This is a genomic window from Sphingobacterium sp. UBA6317, from assembly GCF_002440385.1.
GTDB lineage: Bacteria > Bacteroidota > Bacteroidia > Sphingobacteriales > Sphingobacteriaceae > Sphingobacterium > Sphingobacterium multivorum.
The window spans coordinates 126,459-147,618 of the sequence record NZ_DJTD01000067.1; the positions used below are offsets into that span (position 1 = coordinate 126,459).

The following is a 21,160-nucleotide window of genomic DNA, read 5'->3' on the forward strand; positions in this document are numbered from 1 at the left end:
TCAAACAGGGGGATAAAGCCGGGAACAGCCTTCATCGACACAAGTCAAAAAGACACTTATAAATCAGAAAACCAAATATTTACAACATATAAAGTATTTTATTAAATTGATTTTGAGAAATAAAAAAAATAAATCATTTTTGCTATCATTTAGCTAAGATTAACAGGAAAAGTAAAACCGTAAGGGATTATCATTCATATTTTATTTTTATTGATCTATATGTCATTTAAAAGAATTACCTATTTCTTTTTGGGACTTTTATTATTTATTGGTTGTAAAAGAGATATTCATCCAGGAATTATACCACCGGATCCAGAAGTCATTGAAAAAGATAAATTACCCATACCTACAGGTTTCACAAGCGACCTCGGTTCAATAAAAATCAATACAACTGCCAATGCAAACCAACCCGGCGAAGAGCTGCCAGGCTGGATACGCGATATCTCTGGCAATAGTGCGAGTTATTGCCACCCAGATGTTGAATATTTCCCTGCCGGTTTTAAAGGATACAAATATTGGATGGTATTTACGCCATATTTTGGCATAATAGGGTCAGATCGTACCGCCTCACTCTATGAAAATCCGACTGTGGTAGTTTCTAATGATGGAAAAGAATGGATCACTCCGGCAGGATTAATAAATCCTATTCAACGACGTCCGGCACTAGAAGATTCTTTCATCCAAAAAGATGGTAGCCCCAATCAAGGTTATTGGTCCGATGTAGACTGGAATTTCAACGGTGAGGAATTCGAACTATATTATAGAGGTTGCTTTTTCTCAAGCAAAATTTTAAAAAAATGGGGTGCCAAAAGCGCAAACAACAATAAAAAATTAAATGAAGAAGCTGAACGTGTTATTGTAAGGCAGACATCAAAAAATGGGGTTGACTGGACACCGCTGGAACTCGTGTATAATAGTAATGAACCAACGTCTTTCCAAGATAACCACATCCTTTCACCAACATTTGTGAGAAATTCGACAAACCTAACGACGAGTTACGAAGTGGATTTCATGCCAAGCTACAAAGCACCAATTATGACGAATATCCTATCGCGTATTTCTACAAATGGATTAGATTTTACAGCATATCGCGACAGTAAAAAAGTTGAATTTATGAACAAACCTTGGCTAGAATTCAACAAGGGATATTCGACTTGGCATCTGCAAGGTTCCTATATTGATGGATATTATTTTTTATGTCTGGCAATTGGAAACGTAGATCGGTTTACCTCAGATATGAATTATCTCGCCTATTCAAAGGATGGTATACACTTTCGTGTATTCGAAAAACCTTTAGCTGCGGCCAATGTATACCGCTCTTCTGTATTTCCAAAGACATCTTCCTCAAAAAACATTGAATTTGGTGCTGTAATTGGTTATAAATCCGGAGCCTTTGGCTATCGTGAATTCACCATCAGCAAACAGGTATTGGAAGATGGTTTAAAATAAAATAGTTATATTTAGGTTCAAAGTCATTTCGATGGAGTTATTTCCAACAATAGATATTCAAGAATTTAGAAAAGACCAGCTTGCGGGTAATCAAGGATATTTATACTCGGAATTACGTGGTGAACATCATATAGCGCGTCCACACCAGCATCATTTTTTTTTATTGGTACTTTTTGACCAAGCAGAAGGTGTTCATACGATTGATTTTAAAGATTACCATATTGATCGTCATCAAATCCATATCCTGTTTCCAAAGCAAGTTCATAGTTGGAAATTATGGGCCAATACAACTGGTTTCCAATTGATGGTCGATAGGGAACACTTCGAGAAATTTTCGCCCAATTTCCATTTTTCATTTGCTTACTATCAACGTACTCCTGTTATCTCACTCTCTAGCGAAACATTTGCTCTGCTTTATTATGAATTTAATGCAATAAGAAAAGAACTTGAGGATCACAATTGCGTTCCTGCAATTATCTACTCTCGCACAGCTGTCCTCGCATCGATATTAAGCAAAGAGGTACAGAAAATAGTACAAAATGAACAAAATAATGACTCCAATCCACGTCTTTTAAAGTTGCAAGAGTTAATTGACATCCATTTTCAGCGTGAGAAGTCGGTATCTTTCTATGCGAAACAACTTAATATTTCCACCCCACACCTTACTAAAATATGTCGCCAGAAGCTCGAAGTATCTCCGAGCCAGCTCATTCAACAACGAACTATCTTGGAAGCAAAACGATTGTTAAAAGCAACCGACTTATCTATCAAAGAAATTTCGTTCAAACTTGGTTTCGTTGACTCCCCTTACTTCTCTAATTTCTTCAAACAACACACAGGTCTGAATCCAAAACAATTTAGAACGCACTGAGGTTCATCAATACTTCGTATAAATTCATCAAGGCTTCTTTTAGTTTTTCCTGCTTAGTTTGGATTGCAATTCTTATTTTTATCTTTTGACTTTAACGCGCTAAAAATGGCAATAAAAGATATTAAAATTGTAAAAACTGAAATTCTATCAGACAACTGGTACACGTTAAAAAAAGTGACTTATCAATACAGCAAACCCGATGGGACGGTACAGCAACAAAGTCGAGAAGCTTATGATCGTGGCAATGGAGCCGTCATTTTACTCTATAATACCAGTGCTCAAACAGTCATATTAACAAGGCAATTTCGAATACCAACTTACATCAACGGGAATGAGTCAGGCATGCTTATCGAAGCTTGTGCAGGTCTACTTGATCAAGATTCTCCCCACGACTGTATACGGAGGGAAACAGAAGAAGAAACAGGCTATCAGATCAAGGAAGCAAAAAAGATCTTTGAAGCTTATATGTCTCCAGGTTCTGTAACTGAAATTCTACATTTTTTTATAGCAGAATACACCAATAACATGAAAGTTGGCGATGGCGGTGGTTTAGAAGAAGAGGAAGAGCATATTGAAATTCTAGAAATCAATATCGAAGAAGCGCTACATATGATTGATACAGGTGAAATCAAAGATGGAAAAACCATTATGCTACTACAATATATTCGATTAAAAAATATACTGTAGACGCCTAATTTAGATGATAAGAGGCTAGTGATTAACTTTCTCAAAGATAAACTTTGGGTCTTGGAAATTGATGGTTGAAGGTATATAATGTGGAATTCCCATATACACTTGCTCCGTTCCTGTACCTAAAATATACAAAGACCCTTTTTTTAATAAAGCAAAGGGTCTTCTTTTTTTCTGTCCCCAGCCAAATGGCGTATAATAATAGTCCCCAAGTAAAGTGTCTTTTTGGATATTGCCGCGAATGTCTCCCGAATCAACCTCACCTCCAGGTCTATAAAAGAACAATTTACCATGAAAACGGCTCTCAAAAAGATTAAGATCCAAACGGGCACTGTCACGTTCAGTATGAGCCATATAACTCAATACTTTAGGATCTCGCCTCCCCTCTTCACAGCTTATCAACAGCAGAGTCGAAAAAATAAAATAAACAGCAATCGAATATAAACGCATTTTTCTTTTGATCTACGATAATTAATCCCGTCTCAAGATAAACACAAAATTCAACAATATACAAGGAATTTGACATAAGATTCTTTTTCCAAATTTGATTTACTTAGATTCTCTATATAATCAAACTTAATGCGAACTACACTTTATCAAATCTTTTATTTTCTTCCTTCCATTCAACGTAGTTCGCTTTTAAGCAGTGCCCACAAGGGCGATAATGATGTTTTAGCGCTTCTTGCTCAGTGGAAAAAAAGACCCTGTTCTCCCGCTTCATCCGTTTTCCCGAAATACAGCAAAGCAATCCATAAATTTTTAGCTTTTCATTGCCACCAAATTGAATTTCTCCCGCTCGAATCTTGGCGCGCAATGAAGCATCTGTTATATTTTTATGCCATTCCATTGTGTGGGATTTATTTCTCGGCATCATGAAAAATAATACCCAACGCATGGCGTTCACCGGCCGTGACTTCACTCACTCCATGTTTCATATTAACCCTAAAATATCCCATTCGTCCTTTCTCAGGCCTAAAATTTGTTGCGAATAAAACGAGATCACCTTTTTTAGGTTTCAAAACAATTGCCTTTGATTGAGCCCTCGGAACTTGTTGTGTTAATACAAATTCTCCGCCCATAAAATCGACTCCTGGCTCATTTAACATCAAAATCACCTGCATCGGAAAGTAAACCGCTCCATACAAGTCTTGATGTAGCGTATTGAAACCTCCTTGACCATATTTCAAAATCAATACTGTTGCTTTTTCTTGTCCTTTCAAACGGCAATCCGTCAAAAGGTCTTCATGTTTCAATGAAAATGATATATCGATTTTCAGCGCACGAAACCAGGTATTAGCAATGACGGCAAGATAGGGATAAAGTTGAGATCGAATCGTTTGAATCAACTCAGGTAGTGGGTAGTCAAAATATTTATACTCCCCTAATCCGAATCGATGCCTTTCCATAACGACAGTTTTACGGTAGAGCGTCGAATCGCTATACCCTTTTTTTAATAGATCGCATTGTAAAGCTGTCAACAGGTTTGGTATAACCACATAACCATGTTTATGCATCTCTTCGGTAATCAAAGGCCAATTTAGATCTTCTATCTTTTGAATGATATTTTCCATACCACGAATCTCCACATTACAGTCCTATGAAAAAATCCGAAATATGCTAATATGATGTATAATAAAAGGAACGCGAACATGTATCGCTCAAGACAATCCATAGCACAAAAAAAAGGATTAAATACAGGCAGGTGTATTTAATCCTTTTTTGATTTCATATCGTATAAAAACTAGCTATTCCCAACATTATTCACGATTTTTTCTGCCAAAGCTTTAAGCTGAACCATATCAGTATAGTCGAGCTTAAGGGCTTCAAAAATCTGCATGGGAATACAGCTCGCCTTTTCCTTCAATTGCAATCCTTGTGCTGTAAGCTGTATCTTCACGACGCGTTCATCTTCTTTGCTTCGTGTTCGTGTAAGCAAAACTTTAGCCTCCAAGCGCTTCAATAGTGGTGTAAGCGTTCCATTATCTAGAAATAACTTAGCCCCCAATTGATTTACTGTCTGCTCATCATTCTCCCATAAAGCCATCATCGTGATATACTGTGGATAGGTCAAGTCAATCTCTTCAAGAATAGTTCGATATTGCTGCATAATTTCTCTATGTAGCACATACACGGAAAAACAGAGTTGTTTGTCTAATTTTAATAAATCATCCATCTTGCAAATATATTGAGTTTCTGAGGGATTGAAAAAGTTGTTTGCGGTTTATTTGAATTCAACAACAAACTCTTCCTTAGGAACCCGAACCTTCTTCATCGTCGAAATCCAATCTCTCGAAGAGTCCGCCACGCCAACATACATCAATGAAACGCTTTTTAGTCCATGCTTTTCTAATTGTAGAACCTCATCCACGACTTGGTTATCAAAACCCTCGGCGGGTGTGGAATCGACACGAAGTTCAGCTGCCTGAGCCAACGCCAAACCTAAAGCAATGTAAGTTTGTCTTGCAGTATGTGCAAAATTTCTTTCGGCAGCTTCACTCAAATAAATAGATTTCAACTTGTCCGTATAAGAACCAAAGCGTCCCCTTGGCAAATCCCGCTCATCCGTTGTAAAATCATAAACTTTATCAATACGTTCTTCCGTATAACGATCCCAGGCAGCGAAAACAAGCACATGTGAACATTCACGCATACAGTCTGGATTTAGTGCTCCTTTTGCCAGTTCTTCTTTCAATGCCTGATTTTCAACAATCAATATCTTAAATGGCTGTAAACCCGAAGAAGTAGGTGCAAAGCGTGCAGCCTCAACGATTTTATCTACATTTTCCTGACTAACTTTTTTTGTCGGGTCGTATGCTTTCACAGCATGACGCCATTGTAAATCTTCTATTAATGACATATAATTATAGTTTTATTTTAAGAGAATAACGGATAACAACGCCAACAATGCAGGAACTCCTTGTACAAAAAATATCTTTTTGCTCGCTGTAATTCCGCCAAAAACACCGGCAACAAGGACACATCCTAAAAAGAACAGGCATACATTGTAACTCCAGATGGGGTCATTGATTAAAAAAGACCAGGCTAAACCTGCAATCAGAAAGCCATTGTAGAGCCCTTGATTTGCAGCAAGCCCCTTCGTTGGCTTAAATAATTCTGCCGGAAGAGCCTTTCCAAAACTACGTTTTCCTGCAGTTTCCCAAGCAAACATTTCCATCCATACAATGTATACATGTTCTAAAAGTACGAGTGCTGTAAGCACGTTGGCAATATAATTCATATATTATTCGTTAGTTGATACCGTCAATTTGACATCCATATTACCCCTTGTTGCATTTGAGTAGGGACAAACTTGATGTGCTTTTTCAATCAATTGTTGCGCTAATTCCAGGCTTACACCAGGTATATTTGCATGTAATTCTGCAGCCAAACCAAAACCACCATTATCCAATTGTCCGATACTCACATGGGCTGTTACCGAAGTTTCGCCCGCTTTTACTTTTTCTGATCTAATCACTAAATTCAAGGCACTATCAAAACATGCCGCATAACCAGCCGCAAAAAGCATCTCTGGATTGGCATAATCATCATTGGCCCCTCCTAGACCTTTTGGCATACGAACAGCTAAATCCAATACACCATTTTCGCTTTTTACCTGACCATTTCGTCCTCCCTTGGCTGTCGCACCGATGTTATATAACGTTTTCATATTTTAATTTGTTTTGTTTGTACAAATGTATGGCAAGGATTTATGTTGTGCAAAATATAATTTTGCAATTTACATTAAAATGAGAATTGCAAAATCTCAAAAAAAGTACATTGTTACCGAATGTAATCTAAAAGCACTACATTTGATTATTGCAAATAGGGCTTAAATGAAAACAACTTCCATCGAACAATTTTATCGGGAGATCAATGCGAGTATCCCAAAAGAGATCGCAAGAGAGATTGGTCATTTTAATGTGTTCAGTTATGAGGAACTTGCCGCTAAGTTGAAAGATAAACCGATCATGCCCTACAATAAGCGAACGTATTATAAAATCAGTTTAATCACAGGAAAAAACACAGCCGAATATGCCGACAAAGTAATCGAAATCGATGAATCGGCACTTGTATTTGCTACTCCTAAGGTTCCTTACCATTGGATACCGAAAGATGAGCATCAAAAAGGTTATTTTTGCGTTTTAACCGATGAATTTCTGGCAAGGAATAAAAGTGGTGTGATCATAGATGATTTGCCGATCTTTCAACCAGGCGGCCTTCCGATTTTCCAACTATCAGAAGAACAACGCATTGAAATAGAGGGAATCTTCCTAAAAATGAATAAAGAGCTATCTTCAGATTACGTTTTTAAATACGATCTGTTGCGAAATTATGTGCTTGAAATCGTCCATTATGGGCAAAAGCTGCAACCCAAAAGTATAACAAATCCTACACACAACGCCTCCAATAGGATTACTTCATTATTTGTAGAATTGCTAGAAAGACAATTTCCACTTGAATCTCCGATGCAACGCCTACAACTACGAACAGCTAATGATTTTGCGGAACGACTGGCCATACATGTCAACCACCTGAATAAAATTTTAAAGGAAAATATTGGAAAAACAACCAGCCATGTCATCGCAGCCAGAGTCACACAGGAAGCAAAAATTTTACTGCGACAAACCGATTGGAATATATCTGAGATTGCTTATTCACTTGGCTTTGAGGAGATCGCCCATTTTTCCAATTTTTTCAAAAAGCAAACCAGCTTTGCCCCAAACATTTTTCGTTCCCAAACGTTATAATTTGAATTTCGCAAACATCCATTTGCATTTCGCAAGGAAAGGCTCAACTTTTCGGCGGATCTTTGTGCTATTGAATCTTTAAAACAAATTAAAATGGCTACAAACAAAATAGCATTGGTAACAGGCGGAAGCCGTGGTTTAGGTAGAAACATGGCTGTTAGCCTTGCAAAAAAAGGAATCGATATCATTTTAACCTACAATAGCAATCAGGAGGAAGCGGATCATGTGGTTGCTACGATACAATCTTTAGGGCAACATGCAGCTGCATTCCAATTGGATGCAGGAAATGTGCAGTCCTTTAATGGCTTTATTGAACGGGTTACGCAACATTTGCTACAACAAACGGGAAAGTCTAATTTTGATTTTTTGATCAATAATGCGGGCACTGCCTTATATGCACCCTTTATAGAAACCACAGAAGAACAATTTGATACAGTTTATAATATCCATTATAAAGGGGTATTTTTTCTCACGCAGAAAGCTCTTCCCTATTTGAATGATGGCGGACGTATTATCAATATTTCCTCTGGCCTCGCCCGTTTTGCATTTCCGGGATCATCTGCCTATGGCTCGATGAAAGGGGCAATCGAGGTACTCACGAGGTATCTTGCCAAAGAACTCGGTCCTCGAGGTATTGCAGCAAACGTCGTTGCTCCTGGCGCAATCGAGACTGATTTTGGTGGCGGGCATGTGCGGGATAACAAAGAAACAAATGCGCATATTGCAGCTGTTACAGCTTTAGGACGTGCTGGTGTACCCGATGATATCGGTGGAGTGGTGGCCTTCCTTTGTACAGAAGATGCAAGATGGATCAACGGACAACGCATTGAAGTATCGGGCGGGATGAATCTTTAGTAACGTATCACTTAAATAAGCACATATCTGAGCCTATTCGATATGTGCTTATTTAACAGTATTTCTTCACCAATCCCATCCAGTTCCTCCTCTTTTAGAATAAAAATTATAATGCTATTATCATTTTCTTCTTTACCTCTTAAAGTGTACGTTGACTGACTATCCGAATGATTATGTTTGTAGCATAAGAATATGATACAACTTGCCATAATAAGTGACATTCATGCCAATTTAATTGCATTGGATGCGGTATTAACAGATATCAAAAATAAAGGATTAACACAAATTTACTGCTTAGGTGATCTTGTTGATTTCGCTCCCTGGGGCAATGAAGTCATTGACAGAATACAAGAAAAAAACATTCCATGTCTACTGGGAAACCATGACCAAAGAATTGCTTTTGACGAAGCCATTATCCCTTTACCACACCATGATGTAATAGAGACTTCAAATCGAGAAATCGCCATCAAGCTAAGTAAGAAGGAGATATCGGCCCCTCATAAAAAATGGCTAGCAACATTACCCTACACCATTGAACTAACCTTCAAACTTGGAACGAGTTTTAGGAAAATCCTTCTTGTCCATGCCAGTCTCCAAAGCAATGACGAATACATCCATGAATCAACCCAAAAATGTGCTCTATCAACTCAATTAAAGCAAAAAGCAATCGATATTCTGGTGATGGGACATACACACCATTCTTATATTCAACAGGATGGAGATGTCTTGTTTATCAATTGTGGTTCCGTCGGACGTAGTAAAGAAAAAGACAGAAAAGCAACTTACACAATAATAACCTTATCTGAAAAAGAAATTAATGCCGAGATCGTTAAAGTAAACTACCCAATAACAGCTGTCGCAAATGCAATTTACGACAGCAATATCCCCGATTTCTACGGAGACTTCTTACTTGCGAATAATACACTTTAATCATTGTCAATTTGTTACAATAGCTAAGGTTAATGTCATGCATCAGACAGCAAGTTTAGATTACATCGTTATTCTTACAGGGGAGATTTACTTGATTACAGACACAGAAGAAACGCTTTTACAGGCCGGCGATATTGTCATCCAACGCGGCACCAATCATGCTTGGAGCAATCGCTCCGATCAAATGTGCCTGCAATTGGCCATTCTAATTGATGCGAATTAAAAATCTACCCTGTTGCTCAATCGGCAAACTAAACATTGAGCCGATTAAAACACATCGAATTTATCTTGTAGGAACACCGCAATTTTTCTAAGTTTGGACTTCATGATAGCAACATATTTTCGGTCTTTGCGTCTGTTCGACGAAGAAGAGATCAATCAGATTGTTCAGCTTTTTGAATACAGAAAGCTGAACAAAAACGACTTTTTTGTTAAAGAGAATCAAGCTTGTCATGAGGTTGCATTTATACAATCAGGGATCTTCCGTTCTTATTATAGCAGTGCGAATAGGGAAGATATTACCTATTGTTTCCGCTTTCCCAATACATGGATAGCGGCCTACTCCTCCTTTATTACAGGCGGGCCAAGTATGGAGACCATGCAGGCCATTACCCCTGCCGAACTGTGGACGATCAAAAAAAATATGATTGATAAGCTTGCTACGAATAGCCTAAAATGGACAAAATACCTTAAAATGATTGCCGAGGAACAATATCTTGAACTTGAAAAACGCGTCTTTCAATTACAAAAAGAAACCGCATCACAACGTTATGCCAATTTACTCAAAGATCATCCTGATTCTATCCAACAGCTTCCTTTACAATACCTCGCTTCCTATTTAGGCATTACACAACGTCATTTAAGTCGTATCCGCAGCGAAATTTCTTTTTAGACATTTGTCCTATAAAGACGGTAAGCGTATCTCTATTTTTGTGATGTAGTATAACATCATGCAGAAAAAAATACTGATTATCAATGGCCACCCGAATCGGGAATCTTTCAATTTTGGCATCGCAAATGCCTATCAAGAAGCTGCGGCAGCGTCCGGAGCTACAGTACGAACAATCCATATTATTGACCTAGATTTCAATCCAAACCTTGAATTTGGTTATCGTAAACGGACAGAACTTGAGCAGGACCTACTCCTTGCCTGGGAAGACATCTTATGGGCCGATCATTTGGTCTGGATACATCCCGTTTGGTGGGGCGGCCTTCCAGCCTTGATGAAAGGCTTTATCGATAGACTTTTTTTACCTGGACGGGCTTTTCAATATCGCGAAAACTCTCTTTTTTGGGACAAATTACTCAAAGGAAAATCTGCTCGGATCATTACAACACTCGATCAACCAAGTTGGTATTATGCTTTAGTTTACGGCAGACCAAGTGTTAATCAATTAAAAAGATCAACCCTTCAATTTTGTGGAATATCGCCGGTTAAAGTCACCTATATCGGAATTATCAAAACTTCCGATCCTATTAAACGGAATAAATGGCTACAAAAAGTACAACGGTTGGGACACAAACAAGCTTAAGCGCAATCCAAACGCATTAAGACTGCTGGCCAAATGATAATGAGGAGCACTTTTTGCCAAATGGCAATTGCCCTCCGCCTTGCAAGCCCTAGCTTTGACAATAATTTCAAGACAAACGCAACATGGACATTCTAATTGGGCTCCAATGGGGAGACGAAGGTAAAGGAAAATTCATTGATCTGATCGGAAGCGACTATGATATTATCGCCCGTTTTAATGGCGGCGCGAATGCCGGACATAGTATTTATTATCAAGGTAACAAAGTTACGCTTAAACTACTCCCATCGGGTATTTTTTCGTCGCATGTCAAAAACATTATTGGCACCGGTGTGGTCGTTGACCCATTAGCATTTAAAGCAGAAATCGAAGAACTAGCGCACATTATGCCAGATCAAGATCTCTTCAATAGGATTTTGATATCCCAAAAAGCGCATCTCGTTTTACCGACCCATCGTTATTGGGATATCTATATGGAACAGTCCCCACTGTATCGCACGATAGGAACGACCAAAAATGGAATTGCGCAAAGCTATTCCAATAAAATACTCAGACAGAACCTTCGCGTTGGTGATCTTCACTCGGATAGTTTTGATACTGACGTATATCAAAATTTAAACCGTCAATACAAAGAACTACAGTTTTTGGGGCAAGAAATGCCTGCATTCGAAGAGCTCTACCACAATTTTATTCAAGGATGCACTTCCTTAAAACAAGTGCCAATTATAGATACCGAAATCTTTCTGAATAAGGCGATCCGAGATGGCAAGAAAGTATTGGCGGAAGGCGCGCAGGCAACTCTGCTTGATATCGACCATGGAAGTTATCCCTATGTGACCTCATCAAATACGATAGCCTCCGCAGCCTGTGTAAGCTTGGGTGTGTCGCCTAAACTGGTGGATAAAATTTATGGTGTTACAAAGGCCTATTGCACTCGTGTGGGGAATGGTATTTTCCCAACAGAGATCACAGGACAAGCTGCCAATGATTTACGGGACAAAGGAGCTGAATTCGGTTCCAATACCAAACGTCCCCGTCGTGTCGGCTGGCTGGATATCCCAGCATTAAAATATGCCATCATGTTAAACGGAGTTACGGAACTCGTTCTTACGAAAGCCGACATTTTGAACGAAATGGCTGAAATCCCCGTCTGTACCCATTATGAAATAGATGAACAAAAAATTTCTTTAGCATTTTCCCAATCTTATGAACAAAAAATTAAACCGATCTGGAAATATTTAAAAGGTTGGAATACCGATTTCTGTAATATCAAGCAAGCAAACTTGCTTCCACAAACCTTGAGGACATTTATATCTTTTCTCGAAGAAGAATTAGAAGTTCCCATAAAGTATCTTTCAACAGGACCTCAACGTGAAGAATTGATTAAATTAGCTAAGTAATATAAAGGTAACATGGAGCAATTACTGGAATACATCCGAAAATTTGGACAGCTCGATTTGCGAGAAGAGAACTTAATTCGACAAGCATTCGAAAAAAAGAGTATTCCAAAGTCAAGCTATTTTTCGCTTGCGGTAAAGTAAACAATAGCATTGCTTTTGTGGAATCGGGGGTATTCCGTTCGCTCTATTACAACAGTAAAGGCGACGATTTTACGCGTTATTTTATTTATGAAGGTCGTTTTATTGGGGATCTTCAGAGCTTCTTGGATCGAACACCTTCCAACGACTATATAGAATCCCTCACAGATAGTGAGATCTGGAGCCTTGATTTTGAGAATTTTACGCTTCTTGAAAAGGAAATTAAAGTTTGGCCGTTGTTGATGGCCAAACTTTATGCTTTTGTGGTGGAAAGTAAGCTAAAAACGGCAAATACCATGATGAATCTCGATGCCAAAGAACGCTATCTCCTGTTCTTAAAGCTTTACCCGGGTTTAGCCAATCGTGTTCCATTAGCCATGTTAGCGTCCTATTTAGGGATTACCGCATCATCACTGAGCCGGATTCGGAAAAACATCTAAGTGTCGGGAGATCTCTAAATCAAACGGCCTAAACAACCTACTATATTGGTCAAACTAAATATTGATCCCTCAACACCGATACTCGCGAAAAAACAGCACTGAGCCAATTTACCAACGATAAAGCAGCCTTGTAGTGAAAACATTATCTTTCAGATCAGCCGAAAAGTTTGGTAAACTTGTGCTTTCGTTCGTTACATGCTCATTATATACAGTCAGTTTTATCCTATTGTTAATCTGATATGCAAGACCATAGCCCAGCGTACTAAACTTAACATCGCCATCGGCCGTAAAATTATCAGGCATGCCGATTGTCATGCCACTTGCTTTCGTATTTGGATCATATACGTCATACGCTATCAATGCAGTAATACCGGTCTTCGCAATCTCCTGCGTAAACCAAAGATAGTATCCATTAAATTTACGTTGATAAAGGTCTGTTGTCGGCTGGGTTGTAAAACTTCTGCTGGCGTAAGGTCCTTTAATATCGACACCACCGGCAACTCCAGGCTGGTCTCCTGCCACATATTCGGTTTTGAAACTGGATTTCCCGAAGCTATTATCAAACTCGACCTGTAAGTTTGCTCCATAATAGTTCCTGCCGATGGCTTTACCTTCATTCTCATCACTGGTATGCGCTGTATAACCATTGCTATTGGGCGTATAGTACGTTTTCGTATCATTACGCACTGAACCTTTATAGAACGAGCCGCCAAAACCCAAATGAAGTTTTTTATCGGCTAAACTATCAAATTTAAAAGCAAGATTACCGATCAGGTCCTTTTTAGAATCATAGTCCTTAGCGGAGTGACCACTACCGTTCACCAGGGCTAAATCTAAATTTAAGAATTTAACTTTACCCCCAGGATGATAACTTACCATCCCTCCAAGATCACGTTCGCGTGGCATCAACGTCTGGAATACACGTGCCCGTTCCGGAAAGTCACGATAGCCCGATGAGTATACAATGGAATATCCAAAAGGTCTATTGAAAAGTCCCGCAGTTAAACTAAGGCCTTTTTGACTTGGGTGACGCAATTGAATAAAGGCATCCATTAGTTGTACACCGTCTTGAGTAGCATCCAATTGAAAGACAATACTCGAGTAGGTATCCACACGGTCAATTTTAAGACGTCCCCTGCGGATCATAAATCTGTTATCCGAATTCTTTGAAAAATCCCCACCTGAAAAGGACGTAATTCCAGGAGATTGCGCCTTTTGAAACTGTGTTTGAAGATACCCCGTAATCTTGATATCATGTGGATCATAGCTGGAGGGCGCATTATTATTTTGCGCAAGTGCTACAACGGGTCCTATCAGAGCTAAGAGTAAAAGTGCTTTTTTCATGAGAATTTTAAATAAATTATCTTTTTCGCTTGTGATGATATGATACGAGCAGAATCATTTTTCCTTCTTCTATTCCATCATCTTTCAACGGCGTAAAAATAGATTCTCAATATTAAGTTAATATTAATAAATTGTTAGTCTATTAATTTATATACATAAAATTAACGATTTAGTAATATGTCTCGTAAGGGATAGGCCGAGACAATGCGAACTATCGCAATCTATAGGTATTCTTAAATAAAAAGGCCGATACAAATTGTACCGGCCTTTTAATCCTATTGATTCCTTCTTAAAATTATTCCAACCCCTTATTATAATCGCTTTCACGAAGAGGTATAGCCCAAGTCCATTTATTTTTATCTTCTGGCTTAATTGTAGTAACCAATGAAGTCAAGAAATTACCACCGTTAGCAAAGTCTTTTCTCACAATAGTATCTCCCCATCGTTTCATATCAAACCAATCGAATCCTTCGCCCCATAGTTCAACCGCGCGATAAAGTTTAATTTCATTAAGTAGATCTGTTCCTGTTTTTGTACAAACATAATTCACATCCCTTCCTGAAGTAGCGTTTAATGCATTAAGAACACCTTGAACTTCGCTTGCTGCCTTATTTTGGAAAAATTTCGCTTCAGCCTCAATGAGATACATTTCGGAAGCCCTAAAATGATTCACATGACCGATACCAGGTATATCATTCGCTTTAAATTTGAAATTCATATACGCAAAAGGAACTGCAGTAGCTTGTAAATCTGGGAACAACTTAAATGCTCTCGCTTTCATAGCTGTCCCCGCAATACCCGTTGCGGTAGTATATGCTTCATTCTTTGGATCCAAAAATAAATCTCTACGAACATCTGTCGTCGGTATCTTATCGAACAATTCTCTACTGATACATTTTGGTGTTGTTCTTACGGCACTAGCTGTTGAGTTATAGGCAATATAAGACTGGAATGAATAGAAATATAACGTTTCATCAGAGGCTCCATAACTACTCCATATCCATTCGCCATTCGGAGTAGAAAAACCGTTTTTATAATCAGCGTTACTCATCAATTTATAATTTTTACGAGCAAGAACTGCATATTTTTCTGCGTTAACGTAGTCCTGTTTGTTTAGTGCTGCCCTTGCGTAAATCGCGTAAGCCACATCCTCATTCACTTGGAAATTTTTGTCGGATTCTCTATCCAATTTAGACGATTCATATAGCGCTATTGCGTCATTTAAATCTTTATAAATTAAATCATATGTCTGCCCTAAAGTAGATAAAGGCATGTCTCCTGTTGATACGTCGGTTCTTAGAACTAAGCCTCCAGTTTGACCATTATTGGAATCCTTCCATCTATTTCCGTAAATCTGAGCTAACATCATATAACTGTATGCTCTAAAGGTTAATGCTTGTGCTTTTATGAAATCTTTTTCAACGGCTGGTCCCTCCGCTCCATCAATACTTATTACAATTTGATTTGCATTACCTATAATCTTGTAATAATAATACCAAGGATAATAAAGGTAAATACTTGTTAAATTTTGATTGTAATTTGCATTAATGATATCGGCCCAACCACTTAAGTTGACAAAAAAATTGTTTCCAGGATAATTCCCGTAATACATTTTGATTGTTCCTTCTCCATTAAAGCCCTGGCTTCCCAAATATTGTTGGGTCATCATTTTAGCTAAGCCATTTACAGCTAACTTGGCATTTTTTGTTGTTTCAAATACCGTAGGAGTACTTACAGAGTCTGTAGGAAGTGTCTCTAAATAGTCCTTTTTACAGGAAGCTAGCAACAACACTCCTGCAAATAATACTTTAATATAATTTATATTTTTCATCCTTTTATTTCTTATAGTCCAACTTTTACTCCAAAAGATACAGTACGCGGAGTTACCCAAGCATTTGTACTAGTACCATTCCATTGCTGTTGCGGGTTCATTCCTTTGCGTTTCGTCATTGTTGCCAAGTTTTCGATCCCCGCAACAATTCTTACTGAAGACAAATCTATTTTACTAACTAATGTTTTTGGCAAACTATAGCCCACCGCAATATTTTTGATAACTAAATAAGAGCCATCCGTTAAAAAACGATCACTTGAATAGTTGTTCATATTGCTTTGTGAAAAGTTAATTGCTGGAATACTATTCGGATCCAATCTATTTACAGAAGTCGCAGTCATACCTTCAGGAATTCCATTCCATGACTTCATAATATCTGTATGCATAGCACTTGGCGTACCAGACATAGACATTAAACCTGCATAAGACGAATCAAATACTTTACCTCCGATAGCGTAAGTAAATAAAGCCGAAAAACTAAAATTCTTATATTCAAAGTTGGTATTGAAACTTCCATTCATCTTAGGAATAACAGATCCCGACCAATCCCTTACACCATAATTGGATGGATTGGTAACATAATATTTTCCGTTAATCTCTATTAATTCAGCAGCTGGTATAGCTGCCTTATCAGGAGCTGAACCATTTACATTAAATCTTTGTGTATCTGGAAGATACAGAGAACGCCCGGTCATTTGATCTACACCTGCAAATTTAAACATCCAGAAATCATATCTTCCACGTCCTTCCATCCATTTAAAATTACCAGTGATAATACCATTTTCTCTATTCTCTTCTGGTAATGCTAATATTTTGTTGGTCAACCATGTTGCATTCGCTCCAATATTCCATTTCCATCCATCACCTTTCAAAACATCGACATCAAATGTTAGCTCAAAACCGCGATTTGACATTGAACCGATATTACGTGTAATTGTGGAAACAGCAGAAGAAGTAGATGTCGCACCGGCAGATAGCGGCAAATTAACGTCAAATATCAGATTTTGTGACTGCTTATTAAAGTATTCAAAGCTTAAATTTGCACGCTGGAATAAACGTGTCTCAATAGCTGCAGAAAAAGAACTTGAAGTTTCCCAAATCAGATCCGGCGACGCATTTTGTTTTTTATAAAGAGCCGCCATATTTGCATTTTGATCTATATCATACAAAGCTAAGTGTGCATATTTATTAGCACTTTCATCATTTCCAACTTCTCCATAAGATGCTCTTACTTTCAAATCATTGACGACACGAAGTGCATCTTTAAAAAAGTCTTCTTTGGAAACTATCCAACTTCCACCTAATGACCAAAAGTTACCCCAACGATTTTCAGGGCTGAATCTAGAAGATCCGTCTCTTCTAAAGGAGGCCTCAGCAAAATACTTACCATCATAATTATAGCGAGCGCGAGACAAGAAACTTTCGACGCGATAGTCCTCTTGGTAGTCATACAAAGAGGTAATCTTGGTAAAGTTAACCATGTCAGTTTTTCCAGCAAACGTCTCATCCGTTTTATAACCATACAAGTAGCTCCAATTATCGGAATAATTTTCATGTCCTGCTAAAACGTCAACGTGATGCTTTCCAAAGTCCTTATTCCAACTTAACAGTTGTTGTAGCGTATAATTTTTGTACCGATAAATATTTCTAGCAGCGCGACCTTGTCCATTACCATCTCCTATCACTGCATTATTATAGGTACGGCGTTCAGAATTACGAAGATTCAAATCACCATTTAGCGTGAACGTAAAATCTTTCAGGAATTTAAATTCGAGGAATCCTCGACCGTTGACAGTATTTCTAATCGTTTGATCACTGTTCAATTCATTTTCCCAAATAGTATGCCTTCCAACATATTGTAATCTTGTTGATTCACCATTATCGAATTGTTTATCTCCTAAAGCATCTAATGCATAGGTACCATCAGGATTATGTAGATGAATCGGATAAATTGGTGCAATTGAACGTGCATAATTAAAAGGATTTGTGAAAGAACCAGCATCATCCGTGGAACCGCTTATTCTATCTGAAATTTGGTGTGATCCTGCTAAATTGAAGCCATATTTAAACCAATTTTTAGCTTGCAATTCTGCATTTAAACGACCTGTAAACCTCTTTAAACCTGAATTTTTAATATAGCCCTTTTCGTCCAAATATCCAGTAGAATAAAAAACTTTTGCTTTATCCGTGGCTGTATTCCCATCAATATTATAATTTTGACGATGTCCTATACGATCTACTTCACTAAACCAATCCAAGTCATCTCGATATCCACTTTTAATTTGCGCATCGGAAACTAGCTTACCATTCGCGTCAAATAATTTATCATCATCTTTATCATAAATGTTTAGTTTAAGATAGTTACTTACCAATGACTTTGAAGCCTCATCATTTGCCGATTGGGTTGTCGGATATTTGGTTGAACTACTTGTCAATAAGTTATTTCGATACCCCATCCACATAGCCTCCATGAATTGTCTATCATTCACTCGGCTATATTCTGCAATACCTCTTGAATAAAACCCTTGATCAGTGGAAACATTCACTTGTGAGCGTCCAGCTTTTCCTTTCTTTGTTGTAATAATAATAACACCATTACTTGCCCTACTACCATACAAAGCTGAAGAAGAAGCATCTTTCAATACCGATATACTTTCTACGTCATTCGGATTTATATCGGAGATATTACCACCAAAAGGAACACCATCGACAACATAAAGAGGGTCATTCGAACCATTTAGTGATGAAAATCCACGAATCCTTATACTAGGTTCTGCACCTGGCATACCAGAAGTATTGTTCAGTTGAATACCAGCAGCAGATCCCTCTAAAGCTGCAAATGCATTGGTAACTGGTCTCTTTTCGATATCTTTAGCAGAGACGGAGGTTACGGATCCAGTCACAGATTCTTTTTTGGCAGTACCATAAGCGACTACGACAACCTCATCTAATGCTGTATTCTGATCCTCTAGTGACACGTTGAATAATGACTGTCCATCTTTAACGATTATAGTCTTATCAGAATGACCGACATACCTGAAAACCATTACTTTACCAAGAGGAACTGATAAAGAATATTTTCCATTTGCATCTGTTTGAGTAGCAATGTTTGATCCTTGAACAGCAATTGTAACTCCTACCAACGGTTTCCCGTCAGCGCCAGTTACACGACCGCTTACTTTCTTCTCTTGCGCAAAAGCAACAGAAGAAAGGATCATACTCCCCACGAAAAAACTGAGTAGTTTGTGTTTCATATGTTTATGTTTGTTTAAATAAGTAGTTTATCTAACTAAATACGATAAAAGCACCGAAGAAACTTTTAATATATGTTTTTCAAAAGTGATGAGCCCAACAGGCTAATACAGTTAGTGTACAAAACCAAACATGAAATGTTAAGGTTTTGTTAAAAGCAAAGATAAAACAATCGTTTAAAGATGCAACAAGAAGTTATAAATAGAATTAAAAAACTGGAAAACAAACGATATAAATCATAGTATTTCACACAAAAAAATAACACACAAAAACACTAAATACCAAACAATTACACAAACAACACACCTTAATCTAAAAAAGTAGCTATTTTTTTTTATGAAGTAACAATAAATACTGTAATATTTTGTATTTTTCATCATAAAACTACCCTTACAATCGATAATAATAAAAAAACACACGTAACTGCTATCAAAAAGACAAAACAATAGTTCGAACCAATAAAAGGCAAAAAAAAGATGAACTACAAAAGCTTAAATCCAATATTATATACAAAAAGCTTAGATCAAACTATTCAGTTCTATACTGAAAAACTCGGGTTTACATGTGTTGAAAAAAACGAAGCATTGAACTGGGCTCTACTGCGAAGTGGAACCATCGAAATCATGTTTTCGCATCCTGTTGAAAGCATTGCTTTTGAAACAGCACAATTTACCGGGTCCCTTTATTTTAACATAGCTGATGTTGATAATTTATTGGAAAGTTTGAAAGATAATGTCAAAATATGTTATGAAATAGAAACTTTCGAATAGGGCATGCTTGAGTTTGCTATTTATGATAATAATGGATATGTGCTTCAGTTTGGTGAAAAAATATAGAGGTAGCAAAATACTTGCTACCTCTATATTACATAAAAATTCCTTTTTGATCTAATTAAATATGTGTTCTGAATTCTTTCAAATTCAATTTGAATGGAACAACAACAGAAGACTTTACAGCCTCCCCGTTTTGGGTTGCTGGTTTCCATTTACCTGCTCTGTTAAGTGCACGTTGCGCACTCGTCAATACGCCATAACCAGGATCATCTTTTAATTTAACACCAGTAATTTTCCCATCTTCTTTCACAATAAAATTTAACTCATAATCACCAGACAAGCCTGCTTTCAGTGCTTCAGGTGGATATTGGAAATTTTTATAGAATTTTTCAATGAAAGTAGACATGCCTTCAATTGGTTCTGCCTTTACTAGCAGCGACGAACTAGCAGATTCTCTCAAGCTTAATACTTTGTAAGGAAAACGAACCCACGAAGCTACTGGTGATCCATTCTTCTTAGCAGGTTCCCAATCCCCCGATCGTTTAAGAATATCGATCAAGCGGAGTGAAATTTTATCGCCCAAATCCCGAACGATATCAATTGAATCAATTTTCCCATGTTCGTTGACACGAAAATCAAGAACTACTTCGCCCGAAATATCACGTTGTATTTCGGAATTCGATAATTTTAATTGCTTATTCAATTTCGCTGCGAACTGCTCATCGCCCTCTTTAGGACGGGCTGGGTTATTCTGGCCATATAGACTTATGGACAAAGCCAGAAAGCATAAGGTACCTAATAATTTCATAATATAAGTTCTAGAGATTGTTAACTAAATATAGGTAATTATTACATAAAAACATAGACTAAGGCACCACTAAAGAAAATAATTTCACATAGAAAAGGTCGT

23 protein-coding genes are annotated in these 21,160 nt (G+C 37.7%); 12 read left to right on the top strand and 11 right to left on the bottom strand.

All coding sequences use genetic code 11. The features are described 5' to 3' along the window. Positions 1-219 precede the first annotated feature (219 nt). The 3 genes from B3E92_RS22125 to nudK all read left to right on the top strand — a co-directional run bounded on the left by B3E92_RS22125 (position 220) and on the right by nudK (position 3,007). On the top strand, positions 220-1,449 hold the full coding sequence (locus tag B3E92_RS22125; protein WP_286898395.1) for a hypothetical protein: 1,230 nt from the start codon (positions 220-222) through the stop codon (positions 1,447-1,449). Positions 1,450-1,480: 31 nt separating this feature from the next. After that, positions 1,481-2,320 carry a helix-turn-helix domain-containing protein gene (locus B3E92_RS22130; protein ID WP_286898396.1) on the top strand — a complete coding sequence of 280 codons (840 nt, stop codon included), beginning with the start codon at positions 1,481-1,483 and terminating at the stop codon, positions 2,318-2,320. Positions 2,321-2,425: 105 nt separating this feature from the next. Further along, positions 2,426-3,007 (top strand): GDP-mannose pyrophosphatase NudK, encoded by a 582-nt coding sequence (nudK, locus tag B3E92_RS22135; protein WP_046671704.1) that lies wholly within the window; start codon positions 2,426-2,428, stop codon positions 3,005-3,007. 24 nt (positions 3,008-3,031) lie between these two features. Here the strand turns inward: nudK and B3E92_RS22140 are convergent, their stop codons facing one another. The 7 genes from B3E92_RS22140 to B3E92_RS22170 form a co-directional block, all read right to left on the bottom strand. Continuing rightward, positions 3,032-3,364 (bottom strand): hypothetical protein, encoded by a 333-nt coding sequence (locus tag B3E92_RS22140; protein ID WP_139144961.1) that lies wholly within the window; start codon positions 3,362-3,364, stop codon positions 3,032-3,034. Between the two features lie 232 nt (positions 3,365-3,596). Next, a complete protein-coding gene (locus tag B3E92_RS22145; protein WP_070565173.1) occupies positions 3,597-3,857 on the bottom strand; it encodes an Ada metal-binding domain-containing protein in 261 nt (86 codons plus the stop codon). Positions 3,858-3,867: 10 nt separating this feature from the next. Next, complete coding sequence (locus B3E92_RS22150) at positions 3,868-4,581, bottom strand: 2OG-Fe(II) oxygenase (RefSeq protein ID WP_286727244.1); 714 nt, start codon at positions 4,579-4,581, stop codon at positions 3,868-3,870. A 170-nt stretch (positions 4,582-4,751) separates the two neighbouring features. Beyond that, positions 4,752-5,183 (bottom strand): MarR family winged helix-turn-helix transcriptional regulator, encoded by a 432-nt coding sequence (locus tag B3E92_RS22155; protein ID WP_046671707.1) that lies wholly within the window; start codon positions 5,181-5,183, stop codon positions 4,752-4,754. 48 nt (positions 5,184-5,231) lie between these two features. Further along, the gene (locus tag B3E92_RS22160) at positions 5,232-5,867 is read right to left on the bottom strand and encodes a nitroreductase family protein (RefSeq protein ID WP_046671708.1); all 636 of its coding nucleotides are present in this window, start codon (positions 5,865-5,867) and stop codon (positions 5,232-5,234) included. 12 nt (positions 5,868-5,879) lie between these two features. Next, positions 5,880-6,248: a DUF1304 domain-containing protein gene (locus B3E92_RS22165; RefSeq protein ID WP_286898398.1), complete on the bottom strand. Its 369-nt coding sequence runs from the start codon at positions 6,246-6,248 to the stop codon at positions 5,880-5,882. A gap of 3 nt (positions 6,249-6,251) precedes the next feature. Continuing rightward, positions 6,252-6,677, bottom strand: coding sequence for an organic hydroperoxide resistance protein (locus tag B3E92_RS22170; RefSeq protein WP_046671710.1), 426 nt, complete (start codon positions 6,675-6,677; stop codon positions 6,252-6,254). A 166-nt stretch (positions 6,678-6,843) separates the two neighbouring features. Here B3E92_RS22170 and B3E92_RS22175 point away from each other — a divergent pair, with 166 nt between their 5' ends. The 8 genes from B3E92_RS22175 to B3E92_RS22210 all read left to right on the top strand — a co-directional run bounded on the left by B3E92_RS22175 (position 6,844) and on the right by B3E92_RS22210 (position 13,050). After that, positions 6,844-7,758, top strand: a complete 915-nt coding sequence (locus B3E92_RS22175) for a helix-turn-helix domain-containing protein (protein ID WP_286898400.1) — start codon at positions 6,844-6,846, stop codon at positions 7,756-7,758. Positions 7,759-7,851: 93 nt separating this feature from the next. Then, complete coding sequence (locus B3E92_RS22180) at positions 7,852-8,613, top strand: SDR family NAD(P)-dependent oxidoreductase (protein WP_046671712.1); 762 nt, start codon at positions 7,852-7,854, stop codon at positions 8,611-8,613. A 192-nt stretch (positions 8,614-8,805) separates the two neighbouring features. Then, positions 8,806-9,543 (top strand): metallophosphoesterase family protein, encoded by a 738-nt coding sequence (locus tag B3E92_RS22185; protein ID WP_046671713.1) that lies wholly within the window; start codon positions 8,806-8,808, stop codon positions 9,541-9,543. Positions 9,544-9,580: 37 nt separating this feature from the next. After that, entirely contained in the window at positions 9,581-9,766 is a 186-nt protein-coding gene (locus B3E92_RS22190; RefSeq protein ID WP_236586118.1) for a cupin domain-containing protein, read from the top strand. A gap of 102 nt (positions 9,767-9,868) precedes the next feature. After that, on the top strand, positions 9,869-10,435 hold the full coding sequence (locus B3E92_RS22195) for a Crp/Fnr family transcriptional regulator (protein ID WP_286898403.1): 567 nt from the start codon (positions 9,869-9,871) through the stop codon (positions 10,433-10,435). Positions 10,436-10,493: 58 nt separating this feature from the next. Next, positions 10,494-11,075, top strand: coding sequence for an NAD(P)H-dependent oxidoreductase (locus B3E92_RS22200; protein WP_070565155.1), 582 nt, complete (start codon positions 10,494-10,496; stop codon positions 11,073-11,075). A gap of 122 nt (positions 11,076-11,197) precedes the next feature. Continuing rightward, positions 11,198-12,472 carry an adenylosuccinate synthase gene (locus B3E92_RS22205; RefSeq protein ID WP_070565152.1) on the top strand — a complete coding sequence of 425 codons (1,275 nt, stop codon included), beginning with the start codon at positions 11,198-11,200 and terminating at the stop codon, positions 12,470-12,472. A gap of 149 nt (positions 12,473-12,621) precedes the next feature. Next, positions 12,622-13,050 carry a Crp/Fnr family transcriptional regulator gene (locus B3E92_RS22210; protein WP_349681666.1) on the top strand — a complete coding sequence of 143 codons (429 nt, stop codon included), beginning with the start codon at positions 12,622-12,624 and terminating at the stop codon, positions 13,048-13,050. Positions 13,051-13,158: 108 nt separating this feature from the next. Here the strand turns inward: B3E92_RS22210 and B3E92_RS22215 are convergent, their stop codons facing one another. From B3E92_RS22215 to B3E92_RS22225, 3 genes are all read right to left on the bottom strand, one after another. Continuing rightward, positions 13,159-14,394, bottom strand: coding sequence for a porin (locus tag B3E92_RS22215; RefSeq protein WP_070565147.1), 1,236 nt, complete (start codon positions 14,392-14,394; stop codon positions 13,159-13,161). Positions 14,395-14,689: 295 nt separating this feature from the next. Further along, entirely contained in the window at positions 14,690-16,225 is a 1,536-nt protein-coding gene (locus B3E92_RS22220) for a RagB/SusD family nutrient uptake outer membrane protein (protein WP_286833170.1), read from the bottom strand. 11 nt (positions 16,226-16,236) lie between these two features. Further along, a complete protein-coding gene (locus B3E92_RS22225; protein WP_286898406.1) occupies positions 16,237-19,479 on the bottom strand; it encodes a SusC/RagA family TonB-linked outer membrane protein in 3,243 nt (1,080 codons plus the stop codon). 474 nt (positions 19,480-19,953) lie between these two features. On the opposite strand from B3E92_RS22225, the gene B3E92_RS22230 reads away from it, so the two are divergent. Continuing rightward, complete coding sequence (locus tag B3E92_RS22230) at positions 19,954-20,247, top strand: VOC family protein (RefSeq protein ID WP_286767051.1); 294 nt, start codon at positions 19,954-19,956, stop codon at positions 20,245-20,247. A gap of 121 nt (positions 20,248-20,368) precedes the next feature. Here the strand turns inward: B3E92_RS22230 and B3E92_RS22235 are convergent, their stop codons facing one another. Beyond that, a complete protein-coding gene (locus B3E92_RS22235; protein WP_259255184.1) occupies positions 20,369-21,058 on the bottom strand; it encodes an energy transducer TonB in 690 nt (229 codons plus the stop codon). Positions 21,059-21,160: the final 102 nt, after the last annotated feature.

What these genes read in the sequence shown, in the direction of transcription:
- B3E92_RS22125 (WP_286898395.1), top strand. Translation starts at nt 220, where the DNA reads ATGTCATTTAAAAGAATTACCTATTTCTTTTTGGGACTTTTATTATTT.
- B3E92_RS22130 (WP_286898396.1), top strand. Translation starts at nt 1,481, where the DNA reads ATGGAGTTATTTCCAACAATAGATATTCAAGAATTTAGAAAAGACCAG.
- nudK (WP_046671704.1), top strand. Translation starts at nt 2,426, where the DNA reads ATGGCAATAAAAGATATTAAAATTGTAAAAACTGAAATTCTATCAGAC.
- B3E92_RS22140 (WP_139144961.1), bottom strand. Translation starts at nt 3,364, where the DNA reads ATGGCTCATACTGAACGTGACAGTGCCCGTTTGGATCTTAATCTTTTT.
- B3E92_RS22145 (WP_070565173.1), bottom strand. Translation starts at nt 3,857, where the DNA reads ATGGAATGGCATAAAAATATAACAGATGCTTCATTGCGCGCCAAGATT.
- B3E92_RS22150 (WP_286727244.1), bottom strand. Translation starts at nt 4,581, where the DNA reads ATGGAAAATATCATTCAAAAGATAGAAGATCTAAATTGGCCTTTGATT.
- B3E92_RS22155 (WP_046671707.1), bottom strand. Translation starts at nt 5,183, where the DNA reads ATGGATGATTTATTAAAATTAGACAAACAACTCTGTTTTTCCGTGTAT.
- B3E92_RS22160 (WP_046671708.1), bottom strand. Translation starts at nt 5,867, where the DNA reads ATGTCATTAATAGAAGATTTACAATGGCGTCATGCTGTGAAAGCATAC.
- B3E92_RS22165 (WP_286898398.1), bottom strand. Translation starts at nt 6,248, where the DNA reads ATGAATTATATTGCCAACGTGCTTACAGCACTCGTACTTTTAGAACAT.
- B3E92_RS22170 (WP_046671710.1), bottom strand. Translation starts at nt 6,677, where the DNA reads ATGAAAACGTTATATAACATCGGTGCGACAGCCAAGGGAGGACGAAAT.
- B3E92_RS22175 (WP_286898400.1), top strand. Translation starts at nt 6,844, where the DNA reads ATGAAAACAACTTCCATCGAACAATTTTATCGGGAGATCAATGCGAGT.
- B3E92_RS22180 (WP_046671712.1), top strand. Translation starts at nt 7,852, where the DNA reads ATGGCTACAAACAAAATAGCATTGGTAACAGGCGGAAGCCGTGGTTTA.
- B3E92_RS22185 (WP_046671713.1), top strand. Translation starts at nt 8,806, where the DNA reads ATGATACAACTTGCCATAATAAGTGACATTCATGCCAATTTAATTGCA.
- B3E92_RS22190 (WP_236586118.1), top strand. Translation starts at nt 9,581, where the DNA reads ATGCATCAGACAGCAAGTTTAGATTACATCGTTATTCTTACAGGGGAG.
- B3E92_RS22195 (WP_286898403.1), top strand. Translation starts at nt 9,869, where the DNA reads ATGATAGCAACATATTTTCGGTCTTTGCGTCTGTTCGACGAAGAAGAG.
- B3E92_RS22200 (WP_070565155.1), top strand. Translation starts at nt 10,494, where the DNA reads ATGCAGAAAAAAATACTGATTATCAATGGCCACCCGAATCGGGAATCT.
- B3E92_RS22205 (WP_070565152.1), top strand. Translation starts at nt 11,198, where the DNA reads ATGGACATTCTAATTGGGCTCCAATGGGGAGACGAAGGTAAAGGAAAA.
- B3E92_RS22215 (WP_070565147.1), bottom strand. Translation starts at nt 14,394, where the DNA reads ATGAAAAAAGCACTTTTACTCTTAGCTCTGATAGGACCCGTTGTAGCA.
- B3E92_RS22220 (WP_286833170.1), bottom strand. Translation starts at nt 16,225, where the DNA reads ATGAAAAATATAAATTATATTAAAGTATTATTTGCAGGAGTGTTGTTG.
- B3E92_RS22225 (WP_286898406.1), bottom strand. Translation starts at nt 19,479, where the DNA reads ATGAAACACAAACTACTCAGTTTTTTCGTGGGGAGTATGATCCTTTCT.
- B3E92_RS22230 (WP_286767051.1), top strand. Translation starts at nt 19,954, where the DNA reads ATGAACTACAAAAGCTTAAATCCAATATTATATACAAAAAGCTTAGAT.
- B3E92_RS22235 (WP_259255184.1), bottom strand. Translation starts at nt 21,058, where the DNA reads ATGAAATTATTAGGTACCTTATGCTTTCTGGCTTTGTCCATAAGTCTA.